2 protein-coding genes and 2 tRNA genes are annotated in these 2,254 nt (G+C 46.0%); 1 reads left to right on the forward strand and 3 read right to left on the reverse strand.

Annotated features, from left to right (window positions below; all coding sequences use genetic code 11):
* Positions 1–3 precede the first annotated feature (3 nt).
* The 3 genes from HWQ37_RS24140 to nadA form a co-directional block, all read right to left on the reverse strand.
* Positions 4–75 (reverse strand) — tRNA-Thr (locus HWQ37_RS24140).
* A gap of 87 nt (positions 76–162) precedes the next feature.
* Positions 163–248 (reverse strand) — tRNA-Tyr (locus HWQ37_RS24145).
* Positions 249–369: 121 nt separating this feature from the next.
* Positions 370–1,344 (reverse strand): quinolinate synthase NadA, encoded by a 975-nt coding sequence (gene nadA / locus HWQ37_RS24150; protein ID WP_292751858.1) that lies wholly within the window; start codon positions 1,342–1,344, stop codon positions 370–372.
* Positions 1,345–1,493: 149 nt separating this feature from the next.
* Between nadA and HWQ37_RS24155 the strand changes: the two genes are divergently transcribed.
* The coding region (locus HWQ37_RS24155) for a TIGR04168 family protein (protein ID WP_292751861.1) at positions 1,494–2,254 on the forward strand (761 nt) is incomplete at its 3' end.

The raw sequence follows: 2,254 nt of genomic DNA on the forward strand, positions 1-2,254 counted from the left end.
AAAAGCCCGTGACGAGGATTGAACTCGTGACCTCACCCTTACCAAGGGTGTGCTCTACCACTGAGCCACACGGGCAAAATACAACTTTGATTTTTCAGCTAGAAGTTAAAATGCTGGGAGTTTTGATGCTAACCCAGTCATTATAACTTATAACTTCGCAAGTGGTGGGCCGGGCTGGATTTGAACCAGCGTAGGCGTAAACCAACGGATTTACAGTCCGTCTCCATTAACCACTCGGACACCGACCCGATTTGTCTCACGATTAATAATATTAGCACCATGTTTTATAAATAGCAAGTGTTTAGAAAAAATAACTTGTAGGTAGAGACGCAGTTTTGTTGCGTCTCTACCATATATAAAAAATACTAGTTACACACTCATCTCCAGCATTCGTTGCATTGGTCGCAGTGCAGCAAGGCGAATATCCTCTGACATGGTAATTTCGGGAGTGCGATTTTTCATTGCCCAGTAGAGCTTTTCTAGTGTGTTTAACCGCATAAATGGACATTCGTTACAAGCGCAGTTATTCATCGGCGGGGCAGGGATGAAGTGCTTGTCAGGAGCTAGTTTTTGCATTTGGTGAATGATTCCCGGCTCTGTGGCAACGATAAATTCTTTGGTGGGGCTGCTTTGACAATACTTGAGTAAGGCGGCTGTGGAGCCAATAAAGCTGGCGTGGCGCAATACACTACTTTCACATTCTGGGTGGGCGATCGCCTCTGCTTCGGGATGGGCAATTTTTAACTGGACAATTTTCTTTTCCGAAAAGGTTTCATGGACAACACAGCTACCTTGCCATAGCACCAAATCTCGTCCAGTCTGTTCCATCACATACCGCCCCAAATTCCGATCTGGGGCAAAAATAATTGGCTGTTCCTTCGGTATCTGCTCTACAATTTTCACAGCGTTGGAGCTGGTGCAAATAATATCGCTCATCGCCTTGATATCAGCAGAACAGTTGATGTAAGACACCACCAAATGGTTCGGATGCGCTGCTTTAAAAGCTGCGAATTTATCTGCTGGACAACTGTCTGCTAAAGAACAACCAGCATTCAAATCTGGTAAAAGTACTAATTTATCGGGATTAAGTATCTTTGCTGTTTCTGCCATGAAGTGAACACCAGCAAAGACAATCACATCCGCATTGGTTTTTTCGGCCGCTCTTGCCAGTTGTAATGAATCCCCAATAAAATCGGCAATATCCTGAATATCTGGCTCTTGATAATAATGTGCGAGGATAACTGCGTTGAGTTCTTTTTTGAGACTCTGAATCGCGGCAAACAAATCTAGTGGTAGTTCACCCAGTTGGGTGTTTTCTCGTTGAGCTAGTGCAGTAGTAAACACAGTTTAGGGGTGCTTTATGTTGCAAATGTATGTCCTGTGGATTCAATTATAGTAGTTTTTACCAAAAATAGTGGACGGTTGATATTTTGGGGTTGTGTCCAAATCGGGCTGAGTTTCATATCCTGGAGATAGACGGCAAGGAAAGTGGCATGACCAGTCAGAAAACTCAATCGATAAACCTCAAAATTGCTGTAGTTGGAGATATTCACGACCAATGGGAAGTGGAAGATGGCGTTGCACTCAAGCATTTGGGTGTTGACTTAGTGCTGTTTGTCGGGGATTTTGGCAACGAGTCGGTGGAAGTGGTCAGAGCGATCGCATCTCTCGATATTCCCAAAGCAGCCGTAATGGGCAACCACGACGCTTGGTACACCGCCACCGAATGGGGACGCAAAAAGGCTCCTTATGACCGCTCTAAGGAAGACTGGGTACAGGAACAACTCGATTTATTAGGCCTGTCCCATGTCGGTTACGGTAAGTTGGATTTTCCCGCTTGGAATTTAACTGTCGTGGGGGGTCGTCCCTTTACCTGGGGTGGGCCAGAGTGGAAATTCGCGGAAATCTGTCAAGAACGTTACGGTGTGACGAGTTTGGAAGAATCTGCCGATCGCATCGTGAAAGCGATCAAAAGCGCCGCTTACGAGACAATTATATTTTTGGGTCACAATGGGCCTAGTGGGTTAGGCGATCGCCCCGAAGACCCCTGTGGCAAAGACTGGCACCCAATTGGCGGTGATTTTGGCGATCCAGATTTTGGCGAGGCGATTTCTCAAGCCTTGACTGCTGGTAAAACCATTCCCCTGGTGACATTTGGTCACATGCACCGAGATTTACGCCATACCAAGAAGGTGCAGCGCAAACCCATCTTTAGAAGTCCAGAGGGGACAATTTACTTAAATGCGGCTAGTGT

The organism is Nostoc sp. NMS4 (assembly GCF_017115095.1).
GTDB lineage: Bacteria > Cyanobacteriota > Cyanobacteriia > Cyanobacteriales > Nostocaceae > Nostoc.